The organism is Geodermatophilus saharensis (assembly GCF_900188205.1).
GTDB lineage: Bacteria > Actinomycetota > Actinomycetes > Mycobacteriales > Geodermatophilaceae > Geodermatophilus > Geodermatophilus saharensis.
Map to the genome: position 1 here is coordinate 1 of NZ_FZOH01000002.1, position 23,493 is coordinate 23,493.

At 74.9% G+C, this 23,493-nt stretch carries 24 protein-coding genes; 7 read left to right on the forward strand and 17 right to left on the reverse strand.

The features are described from left to right. The first annotated feature begins 238 nt into the window (after nt 1-238). Together CHC04_RS04210 and CHC04_RS23895 are read left to right on the forward strand one after the other, a co-directional pair. Nucleotides 239-1,657: an OFA family MFS transporter gene (locus CHC04_RS04210; protein WP_089402684.1), complete on the forward strand. Its 1,419-nt coding sequence runs from the start codon at nt 239-241 to the stop codon at nt 1,655-1,657. Beyond that, the gene (locus CHC04_RS23895; RefSeq protein WP_176449822.1) at nt 1,654-1,812 is read left to right on the forward strand and encodes an MFS transporter small subunit; all 159 of its coding nucleotides are present in this window, start codon (nt 1,654-1,656) and stop codon (nt 1,810-1,812) included. The genes CHC04_RS04210 and CHC04_RS23895 overlap by 4 nt, the downstream gene beginning before the upstream one ends. Before the next feature lie 34 nt (nt 1,813-1,846). On the opposite strand, the gene CHC04_RS04215 is transcribed toward CHC04_RS23895, so the two are convergent. From CHC04_RS04215 to purB, 8 genes are all read right to left on the reverse strand, one after another. Next, entirely contained in the window at nt 1,847-2,236 is a 390-nt protein-coding gene (locus tag CHC04_RS04215) for a sterol carrier family protein (protein WP_089402685.1), read from the reverse strand. Then, nucleotides 2,236-4,536, reverse strand: coding sequence for a phosphoribosylformylglycinamidine synthase subunit PurL (gene purL / locus CHC04_RS04220; RefSeq protein WP_089402686.1), 2,301 nt, complete (start codon nt 4,534-4,536; stop codon nt 2,236-2,238). The genes CHC04_RS04215 and purL overlap by 1 nt, the downstream gene beginning before the upstream one ends. Further along, a complete protein-coding gene (purQ, locus tag CHC04_RS04225; RefSeq protein ID WP_089402687.1) occupies nt 4,533-5,204 on the reverse strand; it encodes a phosphoribosylformylglycinamidine synthase subunit PurQ in 672 nt (223 codons plus the stop codon). The genes purL and purQ overlap by 4 nt, the downstream gene beginning before the upstream one ends. Before the next feature lie 3 nt (nt 5,205-5,207). After that, a complete protein-coding gene (gene purS / locus CHC04_RS04230; RefSeq protein WP_089402688.1) occupies nt 5,208-5,447 on the reverse strand; it encodes a phosphoribosylformylglycinamidine synthase subunit PurS in 240 nt (79 codons plus the stop codon). A gap of 162 nt (nt 5,448-5,609) precedes the next feature. Then, the gene (locus CHC04_RS04235; protein WP_141233684.1) at nt 5,610-6,482 is read right to left on the reverse strand and encodes a DUF559 domain-containing protein; all 873 of its coding nucleotides are present in this window, start codon (nt 6,480-6,482) and stop codon (nt 5,610-5,612) included. Nucleotides 6,483-6,616: 134 nt separating this feature from the next. Next, complete coding sequence (locus CHC04_RS04240) at nt 6,617-7,387, reverse strand: alpha/beta fold hydrolase (protein ID WP_217897173.1); 771 nt, start codon at nt 7,385-7,387, stop codon at nt 6,617-6,619. Between the two features lies 1 nt (nt 7,388). Continuing rightward, on the reverse strand, nt 7,389-8,252 hold the full coding sequence (locus CHC04_RS04245; protein WP_089402690.1) for a phosphoribosylaminoimidazolesuccinocarboxamide synthase: 864 nt from the start codon (nt 8,250-8,252) through the stop codon (nt 7,389-7,391). Beyond that, complete coding sequence (gene purB / locus CHC04_RS04250; RefSeq protein ID WP_089402691.1) at nt 8,249-9,556, reverse strand: adenylosuccinate lyase; 1,308 nt, start codon at nt 9,554-9,556, stop codon at nt 8,249-8,251. Before purB ends, CHC04_RS04245 begins: the two co-directional genes overlap by 4 nt. Nucleotides 9,557-9,675: 119 nt before the next feature. On the opposite strand from purB, the gene CHC04_RS04255 reads away from it, so the two are divergent. Next, the gene (locus CHC04_RS04255) at nt 9,676-11,088 is read left to right on the forward strand and encodes an AI-2E family transporter (protein WP_089402692.1); all 1,413 of its coding nucleotides are present in this window, start codon (nt 9,676-9,678) and stop codon (nt 11,086-11,088) included. 44 nt (nt 11,089-11,132) lie between these two features. Here CHC04_RS04255 and purD read toward each other — a convergent pair whose 3' ends face one another. After that, nucleotides 11,133-12,389, reverse strand: a complete 1,257-nt coding sequence (gene purD / locus CHC04_RS04260) for a phosphoribosylamine--glycine ligase (RefSeq protein ID WP_089402693.1) — start codon at nt 12,387-12,389, stop codon at nt 11,133-11,135. A 20-nt stretch (nt 12,390-12,409) separates the two neighbouring features. Continuing rightward, on the reverse strand, nt 12,410-13,366 hold the full coding sequence (gene rsgA / locus CHC04_RS04265) for a ribosome small subunit-dependent GTPase A (RefSeq protein WP_245816979.1): 957 nt from the start codon (nt 13,364-13,366) through the stop codon (nt 12,410-12,412). A 234-nt stretch (nt 13,367-13,600) separates the two neighbouring features. Here rsgA and CHC04_RS04270 point away from each other — a divergent pair, with 234 nt between their 5' ends. Further along, the gene (locus CHC04_RS04270) at nt 13,601-14,596 is read left to right on the forward strand and encodes a glycerophosphodiester phosphodiesterase family protein (RefSeq protein ID WP_245816980.1); all 996 of its coding nucleotides are present in this window, start codon (nt 13,601-13,603) and stop codon (nt 14,594-14,596) included. 40 nt (nt 14,597-14,636) lie between these two features. Here CHC04_RS04270 and CHC04_RS04275 read toward each other — a convergent pair whose 3' ends face one another. Next, nucleotides 14,637-15,926, reverse strand: a complete 1,290-nt coding sequence (locus CHC04_RS04275; protein WP_089402696.1) for an adenylosuccinate synthase — start codon at nt 15,924-15,926, stop codon at nt 14,637-14,639. Between the two features lie 67 nt (nt 15,927-15,993). Between CHC04_RS04275 and CHC04_RS04280 the strand changes: the two genes are divergently transcribed. From CHC04_RS04280 to CHC04_RS04290, 3 genes are all read left to right on the forward strand, one after another. Next, on the forward strand, nt 15,994-16,608 hold the full coding sequence (locus CHC04_RS04280) for a hypothetical protein (RefSeq protein ID WP_089402697.1): 615 nt from the start codon (nt 15,994-15,996) through the stop codon (nt 16,606-16,608). A gap of 166 nt (nt 16,609-16,774) precedes the next feature. Next, entirely contained in the window at nt 16,775-17,821 is a 1,047-nt protein-coding gene (locus tag CHC04_RS04285; RefSeq protein WP_245816981.1) for an ABC transporter permease, read from the forward strand. 8 nt (nt 17,822-17,829) lie between these two features. After that, complete coding sequence (locus CHC04_RS04290; protein ID WP_245816982.1) at nt 17,830-18,630, forward strand: ATP-binding cassette domain-containing protein; 801 nt, start codon at nt 17,830-17,832, stop codon at nt 18,628-18,630. A 49-nt stretch (nt 18,631-18,679) separates the two neighbouring features. Here the strand turns inward: CHC04_RS04290 and CHC04_RS23900 are convergent, their stop codons facing one another. From CHC04_RS23900 to CHC04_RS04315, 6 genes are all read right to left on the reverse strand, one after another. Next, nucleotides 18,680-18,823, reverse strand: coding sequence for a GPGG-motif small membrane protein (locus CHC04_RS23900; protein ID WP_176449825.1), 144 nt, complete (start codon nt 18,821-18,823; stop codon nt 18,680-18,682). Between the two features lie 190 nt (nt 18,824-19,013). Next, nucleotides 19,014-19,436 carry a DUF3151 domain-containing protein gene (locus CHC04_RS04295; protein ID WP_089402699.1) on the reverse strand — a complete coding sequence of 141 codons (423 nt, stop codon included), beginning with the start codon at nt 19,434-19,436 and terminating at the stop codon, nt 19,014-19,016. A gap of 3 nt (nt 19,437-19,439) precedes the next feature. After that, on the reverse strand, nt 19,440-20,474 hold the full coding sequence (gene fbaA / locus CHC04_RS04300) for a class II fructose-bisphosphate aldolase (protein WP_089402700.1): 1,035 nt from the start codon (nt 20,472-20,474) through the stop codon (nt 19,440-19,442). Between the two features lie 80 nt (nt 20,475-20,554). After that, nucleotides 20,555-21,949 carry an FAD-binding oxidoreductase gene (locus CHC04_RS04305; RefSeq protein ID WP_089403304.1) on the reverse strand — a complete coding sequence of 465 codons (1,395 nt, stop codon included), beginning with the start codon at nt 21,947-21,949 and terminating at the stop codon, nt 20,555-20,557. Between the two features lie 47 nt (nt 21,950-21,996). Continuing rightward, a complete protein-coding gene (gene pyrE / locus CHC04_RS04310) occupies nt 21,997-22,542 on the reverse strand; it encodes an orotate phosphoribosyltransferase (RefSeq protein WP_089402701.1) in 546 nt (181 codons plus the stop codon). A 100-nt stretch (nt 22,543-22,642) separates the two neighbouring features. Next, nucleotides 22,643-23,341: a fasciclin domain-containing protein gene (locus CHC04_RS04315; RefSeq protein ID WP_089402702.1), complete on the reverse strand. Its 699-nt coding sequence runs from the start codon at nt 23,339-23,341 to the stop codon at nt 22,643-22,645. Nucleotides 23,342-23,493: the final 152 nt, after the last annotated feature.

Consider the following 23,493-nt stretch of genomic DNA (forward strand, 5'->3'; position numbering starts at 1 on the left):
CCTCACCGGGACCGGGATCGGGCACCAGCACCGTCTCCACACCGACCGGCGCTCCCTTGCTGCGGGCGACGACACCCTTCACCTCGTAGGCCATGGACCGAGCCTAGGGGCGCCGTCGGCGCCCCCGCCCGCTGGTCAGCAGCCTGCTCGACGCGCGGGTTCCGGGACACCGACGTAGCGTTCTCCACTGGTCAGGACCCCGGGCGGGGCCGGCCGTCCCGACCGAGCGGAGGTCACCGTGGCGCTACCCGGCTTCCTGCGGCGAGAGCGGATCGTCGCCCGACCCGGCTTCAACCGCTGGCTGATCCCGCCGGCGGCCCTGGCGGTGCACCTGTGCATCGGCCAGGCGTACGCCACGAGCGTCTACAAGACCGCCCTCGTCGAGGACTTCCAGACGACCCAGACGGCGATCGGCATCGTCTTCTCCATCGCCATCGTCATGCTGGGCCTGTCGGCCGCGCTGTTCGGCACGTGGGTGGACCGCAACGGGCCCCGCGCGGCGATGTTCACCGCGGCGTGCTTCTGGGTCACCGGCTTCCTCGTCGGCGGGCTCGGGATCTCCACCGGCCAGCTGTGGCTGCTCTACCTCGGCTACGGCGTGATCGGCGGCATCGGCCTGGGCATCGGCTACATCTCGCCGGTCTCCACGCTGATCAAGTGGTTCCCCGACCGGCCGGGCCTGGCCACCGGCATGGCGATCATGGGCTTCGGCGGCGGCGCGCTGGTCGCCTCGCCGCTGTCCCGGCAGCTGATGAGCTGGTACGACCCGGCCTACGACCCCGGCACCCAGGGCTCGGTGCCCAGCGGGGCCGCGGTGGCCGCGCTGTTCTTCACCTTCGCCGCCGTCTACCTGGTCTTCATGATGTTCGGCGCGTTCATCGTCCGGGTGCCGGCCGAGGGCTGGAAGCCGGCCGGCTTCGACCCCTCGACGGTCAAGCAGAAGGCGCTGGTCACCACCGAGAGCGTCTCGGCGAACAACGCGATCAAGACGCCGCAGTTCTGGCTGCTGTGGACGGTGCTCTTCTGCAACGTGACCGCCGGGATCGGGATCCTCGAGCAGGCCGCCCCGATGATCCAGGACTTCTTCCGCTCGGGGGACACCTCGACGGTCGCCGCCACCGCCGCGGCCGGCTTCGTCGGCGTCCTGTCGCTGTTCAACATGGCCGGCCGCTTCGTGTGGTCCACGACGTCGGACTACATCGGCCGCAAGCCGATCTACATGGTCTACCTCGGCGTCGGCCTGCTGCTCTACGTCGCGCTGGCCACCATCGGCAGCAGCGCCACCTGGGTGTTCGTGCTGCTGGCCGCGGTGATCATCTCCTTCTACGGCGGCGGGTTCGCCACCGTCCCGGCCTACCTGCGCGACCTGTTCGGCACCTACCAGGTGGGCGCCATCCACGGCCGGCTGCTCACCGCGTGGTCGGCCGCCGGTGTGGCCGGGCCGCTGATCGTCAACAGCGTCCTCGACACCCAGGGCGAGCCGGGCAGCCTGGTGGCGGCCAACTACCGGCCGGCGCTGTTCATCATGGTCGGCCTGCTCGCCGTCGGGTTCGTCGCCAACCTGCTGGTGCGCCCCGTGGCCAGCAAGTGGCACGAGCCGCGCCACGACGCCTCCCCGGCCACCTCCCCGACCCGCGAACGGAGCGCCACGCGATGAGCACGTCCCTCTCGGAGGAGCAGTCCGCCGACGGCCGGCAGCCGGTGCACACCCCCGTCGGGTTCATCGCCTTCGCCTGGACGCTGGTCGGCGTCCCGCTGGCCTACGGCCTGTACCAGACGGTGAAGACGGCGCTGACCCTCTTCACCGGCTGACCCCCTCCCGTGCACTTCCGCGGAAGTGCACGGATCAGGGCCGGCGGAGGGGCGGCAGGGGCAGGTGGGCCGACAGGTCGGCGCGGTTGCCGCTGGCGCTGACCCGCCCCTCGGCGACGGCCTCGGCCCAGCCCAGCTCGCCGGTGGCCAGCCGCAGCCAGGTGGCCGCGTCGGTCTCGACGACGTTGGGCGGCGTGCCGCGGGTGTGCCGCGGCCCGGGCACCAGCTGGACGGCGACGTGCGGCGGCACCCGCAGCTCCACCGAGCGGCCGGGCACCTGCTGGGCCAGCCACCGGGCGCTGGTCTTCACCGCCGCGCCGAGCACCGACCGCGGCGGCTGCTCGGCCTCGCCGGCCAGCCACGGGCGCACCGCGTCGACGGCGGTCCGCAGCTCCTCGGCGGGGATGGGCTGCTGCGCCGGCATCAGCTGGTCGGGACGGCGCCCGCCGGCACGGTGCCCACGCCGGCCTCGGGGGTGCCGAACAGCGCGGGCAGGGTGGCCGTCCAGGCGGCGCGCAGCTCGGTCAGGGGGAGCTCGGCGACGCCGTCGACGGCGAGGGCGTCCCCACCGGTGGTGCCGAGCTCGGTCACCGTCACCCCGGCCCACTCGGCGGTGGTGCGCACCGCCTCCGGGTCGGTCGTGGTGACGACGGCCCGGGCGCCGGACTCGCTGAACAGCGCGGTGAACGGGTCACCGTCAGCGGTCACGGAGCCGAGGCCGAGCCGCGCGCCGGTGCCGTACCGCAGCGCCGACTCGGCCAGCGCCTGCGCGAGGCCGCCGTCGGCGAGGTCGTGCGCGGAGGTGACCAGCCCCTCGCGGCCCAGCGCCCCGAGCAGCTCGCCGAGCACGCGCTCGGCCTCCAGGTCGACCACCGGCGGGCGACCGCCGAGGTGGCCGTGCGCCACCGACGCCCAGGCCGACCCACCGAACTCCGGCCGCGTCCGGCCCAGCAGCAGCACCGTCTCGCCGCCGGCCCGCCAGCCGGCGGGCACGCGGGTGCGGACGTCGTCGTGCACGCCCAGGACGCCGATGACCGGCGTCGGGTTGATCGCGACGTCGCCGGTCTGGTTGTAGAGACTCACGTTGCCGCCGGTGACCGGCAGACCCAGGTCGCGGCAGGCGTCGGCCAGGCCGCGCACGGCCTCGGCGAACTGCCACATCACCTCGGGCTCCTCCGGGGAGCCGAAGTTCAGGCAGTTGGTGACCGCCAGCGGCCGGGCGCCGGTGACGGCGACGTTGCGGTAGGCCTCGGCCAGGTTGAGCTGCGCACCGGCGTAGGGGTCCAGGCGGGCGAAGCGGGCGTTGCCGTCGAGGCTGAGCGCGATGCCGCGGTGGGTGTCCTCGTCGATGCGGACCACGCCGGCGTCGTCGGGCTGGGCGAGCACCGTGTTGCCGCGGACGTAGCGGTCGTACTGCTCGGTGACCCAGGTCTTGTCCGCGCCGTCGGGGCTGGCGACGACGGCCAGCCAGTGCGCGGCCAGCTCCTCGGGCCTCTGCGGGCGGGGCAGCGCGGCGGGGTCGTCGGCCTGCAGGTCGTCGAGGTCGGCGGGGCGCTGCATCGGCCGCTCGTACACCGGGCCCTCGTGGGCGACGGTGCGCGGCGGGACGTCGACGATCCGCTCGCCGTGCCAGTCGACCGTGAGCCGGTCGCCGTCGGTGACCTCACCGATGACGGTGGCCAGCACGTCCCACTTCCGGCAGACGGCGAGGAACTGCTCGACCTTCCCCGGCTCGACGATCGCGCACATGCGCTCCTGCGACTCGCTCATCAGGATCTCGGCCGGCGTCAGGGTGCTGTCGCGCAGCGGGACGCGGTCGAGGTCGACGTGCATGCCGCCGGCGCCGGCGCTGGCCAGCTCCGACGTCGCGCAGGACAGCCCGGCGCCGCCGAGGTCCTGGATGCCGGTGACGAGGTCGGCGGCGAAGATCTCCAGGCACGCCTCGATGAGCAGCTTCTCGGTGAACGGGTCGCCGACCTGCACGGACGGCCGCTTGGCCGGGCCCTGCTCGTCGAAGGTCTCGCTGGCCAGCACGCTCACGCCGCCGATGCCGTCGCCGCCGGTGCGGGCGCCGAAGAGCACGACCTTGTTGCCCACGCCCTCGGCCTTGGCCAGCCGCACGTCCTCGTGCCGCATCACGCCGACGCACAGCGCGTTGACCAGCGGGTTGCCGGCGTAGCACGCGTCGAACAGCAGCTCCCCGCCGATGTTGGGCAGGCCCAGGCAGTTGCCGTAGCCGCCGACTCCGGCGACGACGCCGGGCAGCACGCGGGCGGTGTCGGGGGCCTCGGCGCGGCCGAACCGCAGCGAGTCCATGACGGCGACCGGGCGGGCGCCCATCGTGAGGATGTCGCGGACGATCCCGCCGACGCCGGTGGCCGCGCCCTGGTAGGGCTCGACGTAGCTCGGGTGGTTGTGCGACTCGACCTTGAAGGTGACCGCGTAGCCGTCCCCGACGTCGACCACGCCGGCGTTCTCGCCGATGCCGACCAGCAGGTGCTCACCGCGCGGCAGGTCACCGAAGCGGCGCAGGTGCACCTTCGAGCTCTTGTAGGAGCAGTGCTCGCTCCACATCACCGAGTACATGGCCAGCTCGGCGGTGGTGGGCCGGCGGCCGAGGATGTCGCGGATGCGCGCGTACTCGTCGCTCCTGAGGCCGAGCTCGGCCCAGGGCTGCTCGTCGTCGGGGGTCTTCGCGGCGACCTCGACGGTGTCGACGCTCATGCGCTCACGACCGCCTTCAGCACGCTGGTGAAGAAACCGAGTCCGTCGGTGGAGGGCCCGGTGAGCTCCTCGACGGCGTGCTCGGGGTGCGGCATCAGCCCGACCACCCGGCCGTCGGCGCTGGTGACCCCGGCGATGTCGCGGAGGCTGCCGTTGGGGTTGCCGCCGACGTAGCGGACGGCGACCCGGCCCTCGCCCTCGAGCCGCTCGAGGTCGGCCGGCGCGGCGACGTAGCGGCCCTCGCCGTTCTTGACCGGGACGACGATCTCCTGGCCGGGCGCGTAGGCGTGCGTCCAGGCGGTGTCGGCCCGCTCGATGCGCAGCCGCTGGTCGCGGTTGCGGAAGTGCAGGTGGCTGTTGCGGGTGAGCGCGCCGGGCAGCAGGCCCGCCTCGCACAGCACCTGGAAGCCGTTGCAGATGCCCAGCACCGGCAGGCCGCTCCTCGCGGCCTGCACGACGTCCTGCACCAGCGGCGACCGTGCGGCGATGGCGCCGGCGCGCAGGTAGTCGCCGTAGGAGAAGCCGCCGGGCAGGACGACGGCGTCGACGGCCTTGAGGTCGTGCTCGGCGTGCCACAGGACGACCGGGTCGGCGCCGGCCAGGCGCACCGCGCGGGCGGCGTCGACGTCGTCGAGGGAGCCCGGGAAGGTGATGACCCCGATGCGCACGGTTCAGGCCCCCGGCAGGTGCAGCTCGACGTCCTCGATGACCGGGTTGGCCAGCAGCGTCTCGGCGATCTGCTCGAGCGCGGCCCGGTCGGGCGTGCCCTCGACGTCGAGGACGAAGTGCTTGCCCTGGCGGACCCCGGTGACCTGCGTGTGGCCGAGGCGGCCGAGCGCGCCGAGCACCGCCTGCCCCTGGGGGTCGGAGATCTCGGGCTTGAGGACGACGTCCACGACCACCTGAGGCACGGCTCCCGAGCGTACCGGGGCCCGCGCCCTCACCGAGATCGGCGATCTCGTACGCCGGCGTCGAGATCACGGGATCTCGACGCCGAGGTGCCTCCCTCCCGCCGAGATCACGTGATCTCGACGCGGGAGGAGGGTCGCTGCGGTCGAGATCGCGTGATCTCGTCAGCGGAGCGCTGCTCGCACGGCCGCGATGACCTCGCCCGGGCGCCCGAGGACGTCGGCCGAGGTGAAGCGGAGCACGGTCCACCCGGCGGCGACCAGGCGGTTCTGCCGGCGCAGGTCGCTGACGAAGACGTCGCGGTCGCGGTGGACGTCCCCGTCGAACTCCACGACGAGACGGTGCTCGGGCCAGGCCAGGTCGACGCGGGCCACGAACCCTCCCGCGTCACGGATCTCGTGCTGGACGACGGGAGCCGGTACGCGGGCCTGGTGCAACAACCAGCGGAGCACGGACTCCATGGGTGACTCGGATCGCACGTCGGCTGTGGGGAGAACCACCCTGGCCCGGGCCGCACCGCGACCCGTCGGCCGGCGCGTCAGCTGACGCTCGAGGTCGGGGACCGTGCACAGGCCGGCCAGGACCTGGTCGGTCGCCGCCAGCAGGGCCGCGGGCTCGAGGACGGCGGCCAGGTCCCGCCAGGTGCGCGACGGGCTGGTGACCGGCTGCCCCCACCGGTGCGTCACCTCGTCGTCGTGCAGGGGCAGACGGTGCACGAGCCGGTCGCGCCGGCTCTCCGCCCGGGTGGGTCCCGGGACGGTCAGGTCGACGCGCCGGTCGGCGCCGTCCTGCAGCGGGAGCTGCAGACCCCACAGCTCCGCAGCCGTGCGGTGGCTGACGACAGCACTCGGCGGCGCGGTGAGCAGCACGGCGGCGACCCGAGCGCCGACGTCGTCCGCCAGCGCCCGCGGCAGGTAGGTGTCACGTGACAGTCGGTGGACCAAGGGGTCGCGCAGGTGCCTGTCGCCGAGCCCCGCGGCGTGGGCGGCGGCTCGGGTGGTCGGTCCGGAGATGCGGCGACGGCGTCGGCTGGGCACCGCGGCACTCTGCCGTGACAGCCGCCAGCCCTGCTGTCGCTGTCCACAGCCCCGTCCAGATCCCGTGATCTCGACGGGAGAGGGCCCCCGACGCGTCGAGATCACGTGATCTCGACCGAGGAGGGCGGGCAGGGTCAGGGGGCCGACGGGGACAGCAGCGACCAGACGGCGTCCGGGGCCTCCCAGTGCGCGTTGTGGCCGGCGCCCTCGATCACCACCGCGTCGGGGTCGACCCGCCGCATCGCGGGCAGGCCCACCATCGGGTCCGCCGAGCCGGCCGCCAGCCGCAGGGGCGCGACCGAGCGTCGCAGCACCTCCTCGACCGGCGGGCCGACGGCGCCGAACGCACGGGGGTCGAGAGCCGGCGTCCACCCGCCGTCGACCTCCCGGACACCGGCGGCGGCCACCCCGGAGGAGGGGTCCACGAGTCCGGTCAGCCCGGCCAGCCGCAGGTGCCGCTCGGCGGCCTCCTCCCGCGTGGCGAACACCTGCGGGGGACGGGACGCGAGGCGGCGGGCGCCGGCCTCCTCCTCGGGCGTCCACTCGATCTTGACGCCGACCGCGACCACCCGGGCCACCTCGACGCCGTACCACCCACCGGCGAGCACCGCGCCGACGACGCCGCCGAAGGAGTGCCCGAGCACCGTCACCCGCGCGGCACCGGCCTCGGCCGCGAGCGACGCCACGTCCGCGGCGTGCGCCGCGTAGCCGTAGGGCGGCTCGGCCAGCGACCGGCCGTGCCCGCGCAGGTCCGGCACCGCCCAGGACCCGGCCCAGGAGCGCTCGACCAGCGGCAGCAGCCGGTCCCACACCGCGCCGGTGGCACCGAGCCCGTGCAGCAGGAGCAACAGGTCGCCGCCCGAGCCTCCGGAGCGGTAGGTGATGCCGGCGCGCGTGGAGGACACGTCAGCGGAAGGTAGTGCCCGTCAGCTGCTCGTAGGCGGCGACGTACCGGTCCCGCGTGGCGGCGACGACGTCGTCGGGCAGTGCGGGCGGCGGCGAGACGCGGTCCCAGCCCGTGGAGGTCAGCCAGTCGCGGACGTACTGCTTGTCGAACGACGGCTGCGGCGACCCCGGCGACCACGACGCCGCCGGCCAGAACCGGGACGAGTCGGGCGTGAGCACCTCGTCGCCGAGCACCAGCCCCCCGTCGTCGGCCAGCCCGAACTCGACCTTCGTGTCGGCCAGCAGGATCCCCGCCCCCGCGGCGATCTCCGCGCCGCGGCGGTAGAGCGCCAGCGTCAGCTCGCGCAGCTCCGCGGCCCGGGCAGCGCCCACCAGCGACTCCACGCGCGCGAAGTCGATCGCCTCGTCGTGCTCGCCCGCGGCCGCCTTCGTCGACGGCGTGAACACCGGCTCCGGCAGCCGCGACCCCTCGACCAGCCCGGGGGGCAGCGGCACGTCGCGGATCGAGCCGGTGCGCGCGTACTCCGCCGTCCCCGAGCCCGCCAGGTAGCCGCGGGCCACGCACTCCACCGGCAGCATCTCCAGCCGCCGCACCAGCACCGCCCGGCCGGCCACGGCGGCCGGCACGTCGGTGGCCGACAGCAGGTGGTGCGTGGCGCCGAATGCGTCGAGCACCGGTGCGAGCTGCTGGAACCACCACACCGACAGCTGGGTGAGCACCCGCCCCTTGTCCGGGATGGGCGTCGGCAGCACGTGGTCGTAGGCCGAGATCCGGTCCGAGGCCACCAGCAGCAGCCGCCCCGGCCCGGCATCGTAGACCTCGCGGACCTTGCCGCGCGCGACGAGGGGCAGGTCGAGGGTCACGACAGCGCGGCCAGCCGGTCGAACAGCGGACCGAGGTTGCGCACGTAGCCCTCGGGCCGGCAGATCTCGTCCAGCCGCGCCTCGTCGAGGGCGACCCCGGAGGCGGCCGCGCGGGACCGCAGCGTCTCCCGGAACGGCGTGCCGCCGTTCCACGTCTCCATGGCCGCGCCCTGCACCAGCGCGTAGGCGTCCTCCCGCGACAGCCCCGACTCGACGAGCTCCAGCAGGACGGCGGAGGTGTAGATCAGCCCGCCGGTGAGGTCGAGGTTGGCCCGCATCCGGTCGGCGTCGACGACGAGGTTGTCCACCAGCCCGGTGGTCAGGTGCAGCAGGTAGTCGGTGGTGATCGCGGCGTCGGGGAGGAACACCCGCTCGGTGGAGGAGTGCGAGATGTCGCGCTCGTGCCACAGCGGGATGCCCTCCATGACCGGGACGACGGCGGCGCGCACCACCCGCGCGAGCCCGGCGATCCGCTCGGAGCGGATCGGGTTCTTCTTGTGCGGCATCGCGCTGGAGCCCTTCTGGCCGGACCCGAAGGCCTCCGACAGCTCCCGCACCTCGGTGCGCTGCCCGTGCCGCACCTCCAGGGCGACCGCCTCGCACACCGTGGCGATCACCGCCAGCGCCGCGACCCACTCGCTGACCGAGTCGCGGATGACCACCTGCGTGGAGGCGTCGGCCGGCCGCAGGTCCAGTGCCTCGGCGACGGCGACCTCCACCGACGGGTCGATGAGCGAGTACGTGCCCACGGCGCCGGAGATCGCGACGACGCCGACGCGCGCGCGGGCGGCGCGCAGCCGGTCGCGGGAGCGGGCCATCGCGAACGCGAGGTCGGCGACCCGGTGCCCCCACACGACCGGCTCGGCGTGCACGCCGTGGGTGCGGCCGACCCTGAGCGTCGCGCGGTGCGCCAGGCCGTGGTCGCGCAGCGCCGCCACCAGCCGGTCGGCCTTGGCCAGCAGCACGTCGGTGGCCTCGGTCAGCTGCACGGCCAGGGCGGTGTCGAGCAGGTCCGACGACGTCATGCCGTGGTGCACGTAGGCCGCGGCCGAGCGGGGCTCGGTGTTGTCGGCCCACGCGGTGAGGAAGGCGATGACGTCGTGCTGCGTCGTCTCCTCGATCTCCGCCACGCGGGCCGGGGTCGGCGGGGGCGCGGCGCGCACCGGCTCGACGACGTCGGCGGGCACCCGTCCCGCGGCCGCGTGCGCCTCGAGCACCAGCGTCTCCACCCGGCACCAGAGCTCGTACTTGTGCTCGTCGCTCCAGACCCGGCCCATCTCGGGGAGCGTGTAGCGGTCGATCACGCGGGTACCGCCCGCACCCGGTCGGCTCGTCCACGGTCAGGTCGTCGCAGCACGGGGGCATCCTCCCGCAGGGCTAGCGTGATCGCGTACGGCCCCCACTCCCGCGGAAGGACCTGGCGATGCTGCGACGGGCCACCCACCTGGTCGCCCGGGCGCGCGAGCGCATCCGGACCGCTAGCGAGCGCGACCCGTACACGTGGACCGAGCGCGACGACGACCGCGCGATCCTGGTGCGCGACGACGGCGCCGACGCCGTCCCCGAGGACCTCCCGCCCGACGGCGACCCGCCCCTGGGCAGCCCCGAGCCCGGCGCTCCCGACCTCGACGGCCCGCTGGCCCCCGGAGGCGTGAGTGGCCCGCCCGAGGGCGGCCGGCCGCACCGGCCCGCCGAGCGCACCCGCCGGCTGCTCGGGCCCGGGTACGAGCCGCCGCACGGAGACGCCACGGTGCCCAGCGGCCTGCGCACGGCGGCCGCGTGGTCGTGGCGGATCATCGCCGTCCTGGCCGGCCTCTACGTGCTGCTGTACGTCGCCTCCCACGTCGCCGTCGTCCTCGTCCCGGTGATGGTGGGGCTGCTGCTGGCGGCCCTGTTCCAGCCCGGTGCGGCCGCGCTGATCCGGCACGGCTGGCCGCGGTCGCTCGCCGCCACCCTGATGCTCCTCGTGGGCCTGTCGGTGGTGGCCGGGATCATCACGATGGTCGTGCAGCAGGTGACCGCCGGCTTCACCGACCTCGCCGACCAGGTCACCGAGGGGCTCGACCAGATCCGCGACTTCGTCGTCGACACCTTCCCGGTCAGCCAGCGCCAGATCGACGAGGCGCTCACCCAGGTGCAGGACTTCTTCACCGCCAACCAGGAGACGCTCGCCAGCGGCGCGCTCACCACGGCCGCCACGGTCGGCGAGGTGTTCACCGGCATCGTCCTGACGCTGTTCACGCTGTTCTTCTTCCTCAAGGACGGCCGGTCCATCTGGCTGTGGCTGGTGGGCCTGTTCCCCCGCGACTCGCGCGCCTACCTCGACGAGGCCGCCCGCCGCTCCTGGCGCACGCTGATCTCCTACGTCCGCGCCACCGTCGTCGTCGCGGCCTTCGACGCCGTCGGCATCGGGATCGGCCTGGCGGTCCTGGGCGTCCCGCTGGTGGTCCCGCTGGCCGCCCTGGTCTTCCTCGGCGCGTTCATCCCGATCATCGGGTCGTTCCTGGCGGGCACGATCGCGGTGCTCGTGGCGCTGGTCTCCGTCGGTCTGGTCAAGGCCCTCATCGCGCTGGCGATCGTCATCCTGGTCATGCAGATCGAGGCGCACCTGCTGCAGCCGCTGCTGCTCGGCCGCGCCGTCCACGTGCACCCGCTGGCCGTGGTGCTGGCGATCGCGGCCGGGCTGCTCCTCGCGGGGATCTTCGGTGCGCTCATCGCCGTCCCGGTGGTGGCCTGTGCCAACGTGGCCGGCACCTACCTGTCGCGCCGGCACGAGGGCCCGCGCCCGCCCGAGCCGCGCCCGGAGCGGGCCCGCCCGGCGGTGGGCGTCCGATAGGCGTCCTCCCGCACGGTGGGCGGTGCGGGAGGACGGGCCGGCGGCTACGGGAGGCTGATCCGGCCCTCGACGGCGGCCAGCGCGATGTCGGTGCGCCAGTGCGCGCCGGCCAGCCGGACGGCGGCCACCCGCTCGTAGGCGGTCTGCCGGGCGGCGGCGAGGTCGGGCCCGGTCGCGGTCACCGCGAGCACCCGCCCACCGGCCGAGCGGACCGTGCCCCCGGCGTCCGCGGCGGTGCCGGCGTGCAGCACGCCCTCGCCGTCGGCGCCGGTCACCGGGTCGCCGGTGCGCGGGGCCTCCGGGTAGCCGGGCGCGGCGACGACGACGGTGACGGCGGCACCGGACCGCCAGCGCAGCGGCGGGTGGCCGGCGAGCGCGCCGGTGGCCGCCGCGTGCAGCAGCCCGCCCAGCGGCGTCTCCAGCAGCGGCAGCACGACCTGCGTCTCGGGGTCGCCGAAGCGGGCGTTGAACTCCACCACCCGCACGCCGCGGGAGGTCAGCGCCAGCCCGGCGTAGAGCAGGCCGCAGAACGGCTCGCCGCGGCGGCGCATCTCGTCGACCGTCGGCTGCAGCACCGTGGCCAGCACGTCGTCGACCAGCCCCGGCGGCGCCCATGGCAGCGGCGCGTAGGCGCCCATCCCGCCGGTGTTGGGACCCGCGTCGCCGTCGTCGCGGCGCTTGGCGTCCTGCGCGGGCAGCAGCGGCAGCACCGTCGTCCCGTCGGTGACGGCGAACAGCGACACCTCCGGGCCGTCGAGGAACTCCTCGACCAGCACCGCGCCCCCGGCGTCGAGCACCCGGCGGCCGTGGGCGACGGCGGCGTCCCGGTCGGCGGTGACGACGACGCCCTTGCCGGCCGCCAGCCCGTCGTCCTTGACCACGTACGGCGCGCCGGCCTCGTCGAGCGCGGTCTCCAGCTCGGCGGGCCCGCCCACCGGCCACGCGCGCGCGGTCGGCACGCCGGCGGCGGCCATCACGTGCTTGGCGAAGGACTTGCTGCCCTCGATCTGCGCGGCCTGCGCCGACGGGCCGAAGCAGGCGATCCCGGCGTCGCGGACGGCGTCGGCGGCGCCGGCGACCAGGGGCACCTCGGGGCCGACGACGACGAGGTCGGCGCCCCAGCCGGTGGCCAGCGCCGCCACCGCGACCGGGTCGGCGACGTCGAGCGGCGCGGCCTCCGCGATCCGCGCGGTGCCGGCGTTGCCGGGCGCCCAGGCCACCGCGGTGACCGCGGGGTCGGACGACAGAGCGACGCACAGGGCGTGCTCCCGGGCTCCGGAGCCGACGACGAGCACTCGCACGGACGGCGACCCTACCCAGGTCACCTGACCCTGGTGGGCTGCGTGCGGTAGGCGCGGTGCAGCGCCCTGACCCGGGCGTGCTCGGCGGCGCGGGCGCGGGCGTCGGCCCGCAGCTCCTGCCGGCGGGCCTCGGCCTGCAGCTTGCGCCAGCCGAGCAGCCGGGCGGGGTCGAGCCGGCCGTCGTCGATGGCGGCGGCGACCGCGCAGCCGGGCTCGGTGCGGTGCTCGCAGTCGCGGAACCGGCACTCCCGGGCCAGCTCGGCGACGTCGGCGTAGGCGGTGTCGACGCCCTCGTCGTCGTAGAGGCCCAGCTCCCGCATGCCGGGGGTGTCGACGAGCAGCGCCCCGCCGGGGAGCAGGTGCAGCTCGCGGGAGGTGGTGGTGTGCCGGCCGCGGCCGTCGGCCTCCCGGACGTCGCGCGTCGGCGCCACCTCGGCGCCGGCCAGCGCGTTGGCCAGGGAGGACTTCCCCACCCCCGACGGCCCGACCATGGCCGCGGTGCGCCCCTCGCCCAGCAGCGCCCGCAGTGCGTCGAGCCCCTCGCCGGTGTGCGCGCTGACGGCGAGCACGTCGACGCCGATCGCGTCCTCGGCCACCGCGGCGACCGCGGCCGGGACGTCGTCGCACAGGTCGGCCTTGGTGAGCACGACGACCGGCGTCGCCCCGCTCGCCCACGCGACGGCGAGGTAGCGCTCCACCCGCCGCGCCCGCGTCGGCCCGGCCAGCGCGTCGACGACGAGCACCAGGTCGAGGTTGGCGGCCACCACCTGCCCGGCGGAGGTGCGCCCCGCGACGGTGCGGGTGAACGCCGAGCGCCGCGGCAGCACGGCCACCGCGAGCTCGCCGCGCAGCGCCACCCAGTCGCCCACGGCCGGGGAGTCGATGCCGTCGGGGTCGTGCAGCGCCGGGGCGGGGTGCACCCGCCGCTCACCGTCGGCGGTGAGGACGGTCAACCGGCCGCGGTCGACGCGCGTCACCCGACCGGGTGACGTCCCGGGGGGCAGGTGGTCCGCTCGGTCGGCCGACCAGCCGATCCTCGAGAGATGCATCACGCGCCGGATGATCCCGCGCAGGTCAGCGCGGTGTCCTCCCATTTCTCGGCGACGCGCCAGCCGGCGTTCGCCATCCCGACACCTCGCTCGGGTGTTGTGGATGACATGCACGCGACCGAGTCGCTCGCGACTCCCGCAGCTGCCCGGACCCCTCGTCCCGTGGTCGTCGGCCACCGCGGCGCCTGCGCGTACCGGCCGGAGCACACCACCGCGAGCTACGAGCTCGCGATCGACATGGGTGCCGACCTCATCGAGCCCGACATCGTCGTCTCGAGGGACGGTGCGCTGGTCGCCCGGCACGAGAACGAGCTCTCGCGCACCACCGACGTCGCCACCCGGCCCGAGTTCGCCGACCGCCGCACCACCCGGCGGGTCGGCCGCAAGCGGCGCACCGGCTGGTTCGCCGAGGACTTCACCCTCGCCGAGCTGCGCACGCTGCGCGCCGTCGAGCGCCACCCCGACCTGCGCCCGCTCAACACCGCCTACGACGGCCGCTTCGGCGTGCTCACCCTCGAGGAGGTCGTGGAGCTGGCCCGCCGCCGGTCGACGCCGCAGCGGCAGGTGCGGGTGCTGGCCGAGCTGAAGAAGCCGACCTGGTCGGCCGAGCGGGGCCAGCCGATGACCGAGCTGGTCGCCGCCGAGCTGCGCCGCCTCGACGCCGCCTGCCCCGACGGGACCGTGGTCGTGCAGTCCTTCGACACCGCGGCGCTGCGCCGGCTGCGCGCCGACCTCGGCGACGACGGCCCGACGATGTTCCAGCTGGTCGACACCACGGCCGCCGACGAGCACCTGCTGACCAACGCCGGCCTGCGCGCGGTGTCCACCTACGCCCAGGGCATCGCGCCCAGCGTCGACCACCTGCTGCTGCGCGACGCGGAGGGGGATCTGCGCGGGGTCTCCGACCTGGTCGGCCGGGCGCACGCGGCGAACCTGCGGGTCGTGCCCTGGACGCTCGCCGCGGAGAACGCGTTCCTCCCACGCCAGCTGCGCAGCAGCGAGGACCCCGCCGCCGGCGGCGACGTCCGGTCCGCCGCGCGGCTGCTGCTCGCGCTCGGGGTCGACGGCGTCATCACCGACAACCCCGACGTCGTCGTCGCCGCCCGCGCGGAGCTGGACCCGGAGGCCACCCGGCCGGTGCGCCGCGTCGCCGCCTGAACCGCCGGACGAGATCGGCGATCTCGTCGGGATTCTCCGGTCAGTCGAGCAGGTCGTGCAGGACGACGTTCTCGTCGCGGCCGGGACCGACGCCGATCACGCTGATCCGCGCGCCCGAGAGCTCCTCGAGCCGGCGCACGTAGGCCTGCGCGTTGGCCGGCAGCTCGTCGAAGGACCGGCAGTGCCGGATGTCCTCGAACCAGCCCGGCATCTCCTCGTAGACCGGCGTGGCGTGGTGGAAGCCGGTCTGCGTCATCGGCATCTCCTCGTGCCGGACGCCGTCGACGTCGTAGGCGACGCAGATGGGCACCGTCTCCAGGCCCGAGAGCACGTCGAGCTTGGTGAGGAAGTAGTCGGTGATCCCGTTGACCCGGCTGGCGTAGCGGGCGACGACGGCGTCGAACCAGCCGCAGCGCCGGTCGCGGCCGGTGGTGACGCCGACCTCGCCGCCGACCTTGCGCAGGTGCTCGCCGTTGGCGTCGAACAGCTCCGTCGGGAACGGGCCCGAGCCCACCCGGGTCGTGTAGGCCTTGAGGATCCCGACCACGCGGGAGATGCGGGTGGGGCCGATCCCGCTCCCGGTGGCGGCACCGCCCGCGGTCGGGTTCGACGACGTCACGAACGGATAGGTGCCGTGGTCGACGTCGAGCAGCGTGCCCTGCGAGCCCTCCAGCAGCACCCACTCGCCGGCGTCGAGCGCGTTCGCCAGCAGCAGGCGGGTGTCGGCGATGCGCTCCCGGAGCTGCTCGGCGTAGCCGGCGTACTCCTCGACCACGTCGTCGACGTCGATGGCCTTGCGGTTGTAGACCTTGACCAGCACCTGGTTCTTCTCGACCAGGGTGCCCTCGAGCTTCTGCCGCAGGATCGACAGGTCGAGCAGGTCGGCCACCCGGATGCCGGTGCGGGCCACCTTGTCGCCGTAGGCGGGACCAATGCCGCGGCCGGTGGTGCCGATCTTGCGCTTGCCGAGGAAGCGCTCGGTGACGCGGTCCAGCGCCCGGTGGTGCGGCATGATCAGGTGCGCGTCGGCCGAGATCACCAGCCGGGACGTGTCCACGCCGCGCTCCTCGAGCCCGGCGAGCTCCCCGATGAGCACCTGCGGGTCGACGACGACGCCGTTGCCGATCACCGGGGTGCAGCCGGGCGTGAGGATGCCCGACGGGATCAGGTGCAGGGCGTAGCGCTCGCCGTCGGGGGTGATGACGGTGTGCCCGGCGTTGTTGCCCCCCTGGTAGCGGACCACGTAGGGCACCCGGCCCCCGAGGAGGTCGGTGGCCTTGCCCTTGCCCTCGTCGCCCCACTGGGCGCCGATCAGCACGACTGCCGGCATCTCGCTGTCGTCCCCCTCAGGACTCGTCACCGGCGGTGGACCGGCTGGCAGGTGGCAGGGTATCGGCATGTCCCTCGTCGAGTTCGACCTGCGCGGTCTCGCGCCCGGGCAGGCCCCCGAGCGGGCCGCCGTCTCGGGCGCGGGCGACGCCGGCGCGCTGCTCGTGCGCGGGCCGGTCCCGGCGCTGTCGGCGGTGCTCGCCGCGCTGCACCGGGCCGGCCGGACCGCCGAGGTGCCGGTGTCCTGGGAGCCGGCCGACGACCCCTCCTCCCGGGGGCTGGCCCGGGACCTGGGGATCGGCACGGGGAGCGAGCGGGAGCTGTCGCTGGTGCGCGACGACCACGGCGGGGTGCTGCTGCAGCACGGGCGCTACGAGTCCGCCGAGCGCGGGCGCCTGCCGCTGGCCGCGCGGCTGGGCGTGCAGGCCCACCACGACGACGTCCGGGTCGCCGACGGGACGGTCGCCCGCATCGACGTGCGGCCCGACTGGCGCGCGGTCGACACGATCCGCGTGGTCGTCTCCACGCAGCTCATGCGCCCGCCGCGGCGCAGCACCGGCCGGGCGCTGCAGCTGGCCAGCGACCCCGCGCAGGCCACCCGCGACGGCGTCGTGTTCCCGCGGCCGGTGACGCGGTGGACCTGGTACGCCGACGACCGCGTCCGCTGGCGGCTGCGCCCCTAGCAGGACCCTCCTGCCCCCCACCACTCGCAGGCTCGCGGCGGGGCCCCCTGCAGGAGGGCCGTTCCAGCACGTCACCGAGCTCGTCAGGACGCGCGGGGCCCCCGTCGTGGACACTGGGAGGGTCCCAGCCCGAGGAGGCCCCGCTGCGCCCCTGTCCGGTGACCCGGTGACCGTCGACCGGCTGCCCTTCACACGGGTCGCACCGCCGCGCCGGCGGGTCGTCGACCGCGTGCTCGCCCGGCCCAGCACCGCCGCGGTGCTCGGGCTCGCCGTCGTCGTCGTGGTCTTCGGGCTGCGCGTGCCCGAGCTGCTGGCCCCGGAGGGCCTCGCCGGCGTCCTCGACGCGGCGGCGCTGCTGGGCATCGGCGGGGTCATGGTGGGGCTGCTGCTGGTGGGCGGCCACTTCGACGTGTCGATCGGCACGGTCACGGTCGGCAGCGCCGCCCTCACCGGGGTGCTCGCCGGGCCGATGGAGTGGGGCATCTGGCCCGCGCTGACCGTCTCCCTGGGCGCCTCGCTGGCCGTGGGGCTGGCCAACGGCTGGCTGGTCGTGCGCACGGGGCTGCCGAGCTTCCTGGTCACCCTCGCGACGGCGCTGGTGGTGCAGGGCACCACGGTGTCCGCGCTGCCGCTGGTGGCCGGCGCCCCGCGTATCACCGGCCTGGACGAGGCGCCCGGGTGGTCGTCGGCGTCGGCGCTGTTCGGGTCGACGGTGGAGGTCGGCGGGGGCGTCTTCCCGGTCGCGCTGCTGTGGTGGCTCGCCGTCACCGCGCTCGCGGGCTGGCTGCTGTGGCGCACCCGCTTCGGCAACGACGTGCTGGCGATGGGCGGGTCCCGGCGGGCGGCGCGGGAGCTCGGCGTGCCGGTCCGGCGCACGACGCTGGTCCTCTACCTGATCACCGCCGCCGCGGGCTGGCTGGTGGGCACGCTGGCGCTGGTGCCGGTGGCCAGCGTCGCGGGGACGCCGTCGCTGACCACCGCGATCGACTTCGTCGTCGTGGCCGTGATCGGCGGCTGCCTGCTCACCGGGGGCTACGGCTCGATGGCCGGTGCGGCGGCGGGCGCGCTGCTGTTCGCCGTCGCCCGCCGCGGGGTGGAGCTGTCGGGCTGGGACGCACGCTGGTCGCAGGTCCTGCTCGGCGTGCTGCTGCTGGTCGCGCTGCTGGTCGGAGGGGTGGTGCGCGGCCGGCTGCGGGCCGCGCCACGGTCGTGAGCACGGTCGTGAGCACGCCCCCGGTCCTGGAGCTGCGCGGGCTGACGGTCCGCTACGGCGGCGTGCCCGCGCTCGACCGGGTCGACGTCTCGCTCCACGGCGGCCGGATCACCTGCGTCCTCGGGGAGAACGGCTCGGGGAAGTCGACGCTGGTGGCGGTGCTGTCGGGGCTGCGCCGGCACGACGACGGCGACCTGCTCCTCGACGGCGACCCGGTGCGCTTCCGCAGCCCGCGGGACGCGCGCCGGGCCGGCATCGCCACGGTGTGGCAGGACCTCGCCGTCGCGCCGCTGCTGTCGGTGTGGCGCAACCTGTGCCTGGGCGCCGAGCCCACCCGCGGGCGGTGGCCGCTGCGCCGCCTCGACGTCGACGCCGCCCGCGAGACCACCGTGCGGGCGCTCGAGCGCATCGGCGTCACCGGCGTCGACCCCGACCAGCCGGTCAACTCGCTGCAGCCCGGTGCGCGGCAGAGCCTGGCGATCGCCCGCGCGGTCCACTACGGCGCCCGGGCGCTGGTGCTCGACGAGCCCACCGAGCCGATGACGATCGCGCAGCACACGCTGATCGGGCAGGCGGTGCTGGGTGCGCGGGCGCGGGGCCTGGCCGTCGTCGTGGTGACGCACAACCCCCGCTACGCCCACCTGGTCGGCGACCGGTTCCTGCTGCTGGCGCGCGGTCAGGTGGCCGGGGACCTCACCCACGCCGACGTCGACGCCGACGACCTCACCCGGCTCATGGCCGGCGGCGAGGAGCTCACCGCCCTGACCGCCCGGCTGCAGGAGCTGCACCCCGAACTCGGCGAGCGCTGACCTCCGCGCACTTCCGCGGAAGTGCACGGAGGTCCCGGCCGGGAGTCGGTCAGGTGAAGACGCTGACGCCGCCGGGGCCCACGAGCAGGCCGACGACGATCAGCACGATGCCCCACAGCAGTTGCCCGCGGACGATCGCGAGGACGCCGGCGATGACGAGGACGACGGCCAGGATCCAGAGCAGTGTTGCCACGTGCCACCTCCCGAGAGGCGCGTCCCGGACGGACGCTGAGGTCACGGAGTGTGCTCCCGGACCGGACATTCCGCCTGGTGAACGGACGACCTCCGCCGGCGGTCCCCCGTTCCGGTGACCCCCCGTCACCTCCCCGGCGCGACGACGGCCGCCGTCCCGCGAGGGAGCGGCGGCCGTCGGGCGCGGTCGGTCAGGGAGCGAGGCTCGGGTCGCAGTCACGCAGCAGCTGGGTGCAGCGCTGCTGCTCGTCGACCTCCCCGATGGCCTCCGCCGCCCGGGCCAGCACGATGACGCAGCGCAGGAAGCCCCGGTTGGGCTCGTGCGACCAGGGCACCGGGCCGTAGCCCTTCCAACCGTTCCTGCGCAGCGCGTCGAGGCCGCGGTGGTAGCCGGTGCGGGCGTAGGCGTACGCCTCGACGGTGTCGGCGAGGGCCCGCTCGGGACGGTCGATCGCCGCCTCCGCCAGCGCGGCCCACGCCGCGCTGGCCGTGGGGTGGTGCGCGGCGACCTCGGCGGGCGGGTCGCCCGCGGCGAGCTCCGCCTCCGCCTCGGGGGTGCCGGGTAGCAGGGTGGCCGGCGGCTCGCCGAGCAGGTTCTGGTGGGGGTGCGTCATGGGTCAGGCGCTCGGCGACTGGCCGGCCGACAGCAGGTCCTCGCAGGCCTCGACGACGCGGGCGGCCATGTTGGTCTCGGCCAGCTTCATGTAGGAGCGCGGGTCGTAGGCCTTCTTGTCGCCGACCTCGCCGTCGACCTTGAGCACGCCGTCGTAGTTGCTGAACACGTGCCCGGCGATCGGCCGGGTGAAGGCGTACTGGGTGTCGGTGTCGACGTTCATCTTGACCACGCCGTAGGACAGCGCCTCGCGGATCTCCGACTGCAGCGAGCCCGAGCCGCCGTGGAAGACGAAGTTGAACGGCTTGCTGCCCTCGGGCAGGCCGAGCTCCTGCGACACGACCTCCTGGCCCTGCTTGAGGATCTCCGGCCGCAGCTTGACGTTGCCCGGCTTGTAGACGCCGTGGACGTTGCCGAAGGTGGCCGCGAGCAGGTACACGCCGCGCTCACCGAGGCCGAGGGCCTTGGCGGTGGCCACGAAGTCGCCGGGGGCGGTGTAGAGCTTCTCGTTGATGTCGTGGGCGACGCCGTCCTCCTCGCCGCCGACGACGCCGATCTCCAGCTCGAGGACGATCTTCGCCGCGGCGCACTTGTCGATGAGCTCCTCGGCGATCTGCAGGTTCTCCTCCAGGTCGATCGCCGACCCGTCCCACATGTGCGACTGGAACAGCGGCGCCTGACCGGCGTCGACCCGGTCCTTCGACAGCGCGATGAGCGGCCGCACGTAGGAGTCGAGCTTGTCCTTGGGGCAGTGGTCGGTGTGCAGCGCCACGTTGACCGGGTACTTCTCGGCGACGACGTGGGCGAACTCGGCGAGCGCCACCGCGCCGGTGACCATGTCCTTGACGCGGGTGCCCGAGCCGAACTCGGCGCCGCCGGTGGAGAACTGGATGATCCCGTCGCTGCCGGCGTCGGCGAACCCGCGCAGCGCGGCGTTGACGGTCTCGGACGAGGTGCAGTTGATCGCCGGGTAGGCGAAGCCGCCCTCCTTCGCCCGGCTGATCATGTCGGCGTAGACCTCGGGGGTCGCGATGGGCATCCGGGCACTCCTCGTCGAACGGCGTCGGTCCGTGGTCAGTATCGCGCCCGCGCCGGGCGCGCCGACAGCGGGCGGGCGGCTCAGCCGCGGCGGCGCAGCACCTTCCCGGGGTTGAGCAGCCCCGCCGGGTCCAGCGCGTCCTTGATGCGCCGGTGCACGTCGAGGGAGACCGCGCCGACCTCCCGCTCGAGCCACTCGACCTTCAGCGACCCGATGCCGTGCTCGCCGGTCACCGTGCCGCCCAGGCCCAGGCCGAGCTCGAGGATGTCGTCGAAGGCGGCGAAGGCCCGGCTGCGCTGGTCGGGGTCGGCCGGGTCGAAGCAGATGGTCGGGTGCATGTTGCCGTCGCCGGCGTGCCCGACGACGCCGATGGTCAGCCCGCGGCGGACGGCGATCGCGTCGCAGCCGTCGAGGAACGCCGCGATGTGCGAGCGGGGGACGGCGACGTCGTCGATGAGGGTGGTGCCCAACCGCTCGAGCGCGGGCAGCGCCATGCGGCGGGCGGCGAGCAGCAGGTCGCCCTCGGCCGGGTCGTCGGTGGTGTGCACGAGGTCGGCCCCGGCGTCCCGGCACAGCTGCGCCAGCGCCTCGACCTCGGCGAGCGCGGCCGCTCCCCCGCTGTCGGACTGCGCGACCAGCAGCGCGTGCGCGTCGCGGTCGAGGTCGGCGTGCAGCAGGTCGTCGACGGCGCAGATGCAGGTGTTGTCCATGACCTCCAGCAGGCTCGGCACCAGCCCGGAGGTGACCACCCGCTCGACGACCTCGCCGGTCTGCGCGGTGGTGGCGAAGGTGGCCACCAGCGTCACCGGCCGCTCCGGTGCCGGGCGCAGCGCGAGGGTGGCCTCGGTGATGACGCCGAGAGTGCCCTCGGAGCCGACGAACAGCCGGGCCAGGTCGTAGCCGGCGACGCCCTTGACGGTGCGCCGTCCGGTGCGCAGCACCTGCCCGTCGGCGAGCACGACCTCCAGGCCCAGCACGTAGTCGGTGGTGACGCCGTACTTGACGCAGCACAGGCCGCCGGAGTTGGTCGAGAGGTTGCCGCCGATGGTGCACCAGTCGTAGCTCGACGGGTCCGGCGGGTAGAACAGCCCGGACCCGGCGACGGCGTCGCGCAGCGCCTTGTTGACCACGCCGGGCTGCACGACGGCGAGGCGGTCGGCGGATGAGACCTCCAGGACGGCGTCCATGCGGGTCATGACCATGGTCACCGCGCCGTCGACGGCGTTGCTCGCCCCGGCCAGCCCCGAGCCGGCGCCGCGCGGGACCACCGGGACGCCGTGCCGCGAGGCGATCCGCATGACCGCGGCGACCTCCTGCGTGCTGCGCGGGAAGACGACGGCGGCGGGCGTGCCGGCCTCGGCGAGCATCGCCTGGTCGCGGGCGTAGGCGGCGGTGACGTCGGGGTCGGTGCGGACGCCGTCGGCGCCCAGGGCCGCGGTGAGCTCGTCGACCCAGGCGGTGGCGAGTGTGGTCACGCTCACACGGTACGGCGACCCCTGGGCACTTCCGCGGAAGTGCCCGGTTACTCCAGGCCGAGGTCGGCGAGCTCGAACGCGGCGCGGTACTCCAGCCCCGCGGCCTCCACCGCGGCCCGCCCGCCGCGGTCGACCACCACGGCCACGGCGATCACCTCCGCACCGGCCTCCTGCAGCGCCTCGGCCGCGGCCAGCGGGCTGCTGCCGGTGGTCGAGACGTCCTCGACGACGAGCACCGCCCGCCCCTCGACGTCGGGGCCCTCGATCCGGCGCTGCAGCCCGTGCGCCTTGCCGCTCTTGCGGACGACGCACGCGTCGAGGAAGCCCTCGCCGGCGGAGGCCGCGTGCAGCATCGCCGTCGCCACCGGGTCGGCGCCCAGGGTGAGCCCGCCGACGACGTCGTAGCGCAGGTCGCCGGTGAGCTGGCGCATCACGCGGCCGACCAGCGGGGCGCCCTCGTGGTGGAGGGTCAGCCGGCGCATGTCGACGTACCAGTCGGCCTCCTGCCCCGAGGACAGCGTGACCCGCCCGCGGACGACGGCCAGGTCGACGACCAGCTCGCGCAGGCGGTCGCGGTCGGGGTGCTGCTGCATGGTCAGCGACCCTACGCAGCCGGCCGGCCCGGCTCCCCCCGTGGGAGCCGGACCGGCCGGTGGTGACGCCCTGGAACGGCCGGGGCCGGGGCGCCCTTCCTCAGGCCGTGGGCGCCAGCACCTGGTCGACGATGTAGACGGTCGCGTTCGCCGTCTGCACGTTGCCGCAGATCACCGAGGCCGGCGCGCCGGTGACGGTCTGGGCGACGGTGAACGCCTCGCCGGAGCCCTCGATGGTCACCTGGTCACCGGCGACCGTGGTGTGCGTGCCGGCCAGCTGGTCCGGGGAGAGCCGGCCCGGGATGACGTGGTGGGTGAGGATCTGGGTCAGCTGCGCGTTGTCGGCCAGCACCGCCTGCAGCTGGTCCTGCGGGATCGCCTCGAACGCGGGGTTGGCCGGGGCGATGACGGTGATGTCCGGCGTGGTGTTCAGCGTGTCGACCAGGTTGGCCTGCACGACCGCCTGCACCAGCGTGGACAGCACCGGGTTGTTGCCGGCGGCGGTGGCGACCGGGTCGTCGGTCATGCCGGCGAAGCTGCCCTCGCCGTCGGCCGGCACCGAGGAGCAGGCCGCGCCGAAGGGCTCGTCCGTCGCCGGCTCGGCCGCCGGGCTGCTGCTCTCCATCGAGTCCGAGCTCTCCGACGACGCCGGCTCCTCCGCGGAGGACGACGAGCTGTCGGCGTCGGAGGCCGAGCTGTCGGTGGCGCCGGCGTCGTCGGAGCTGCAGGCGCTCAGGGTGACGGCGAGGGTGGAGGCGGTGGCCAGCAGGAGGCCGCGGGTCAGGCTGTTCTTCGTCACGGTGGGGATGCTCCTCGGTCGTCGTGCTCGTCCGTCCGGGGACCGGGTGGTCCCCGCGGTGGTCCCTCCCGACCCGTCCGAGGGGTCGGGAGAGGCGTCTGCGGCCAGACGGCCGAGACGGGCTCTGGGGGTGTGCTGCCCGGCCGGCGGGG